Below are 642 nucleotides of genomic sequence, written 5' to 3' on the forward strand. Positions count from 1 at the left end.
TTATCTGCACACGATATGGGGCGATTTTCTCCAGCTAAGTTTGGTCGTGGGGGACTGTTTAACTACAACGTTTTTGGGGTGTATGAAAACGAAAGCCAACAAAAGGAGGTTTCTATCGATCATGAAATCAGAGCCTTTTCTGAGTTTGGTGTTTTTTCTACAACGGGAATATTTAAATCCAATTTTCACCGCGATGTTCAGTCTCAGCAAAGCAGTCAATACACCCGTTTCGATACAGGGTATGAGTACGCCAATCAGGCGCGCCGACTTCGTTTGGAAGTCGGAGACTACATCGTCCGTCCTTTGTCTTGGAGTCAGCCGGTGAGAATGGCGGGCATTCAGTTGTCGCATGACTTTTCTATGCGCCCCGACGTAGTGACGACGCCATTGCCAGCGTTTTATGGTGAGGTCACTGCGCCCACGACCTTGGATTTATTCATCAATGGCTTTAAAACCGACTCAATGGCCGTCGGGCCAGGCCCTTTCGTTATTAACGACATTCCCATGATCTCTGGCGCGGGTGAAGCAACCGTCATTGCGACTGATGCTCAAGGCCGACAAACGGTCATGACCAGCCCGTTTTTCCTATCTTCCGATTTGTTGAAAACAGGATTTACTTCCTACAGTGCCAGTATTGGTGCG

General features: G+C 48.4%; 1 protein-coding gene. It reads left to right on the forward strand.

Annotated features, from left to right (window positions below; all coding sequences use genetic code 11):
- Positions 1-642, forward strand: a 642-nt coding sequence (locus R7R78_RS27175; protein ID WP_225474744.1) for a fimbria/pilus outer membrane usher protein, incomplete at both ends; no start/stop codon positions are given.

Source organism: Vibrio sp. 2134-1 (assembly GCF_033339495.1).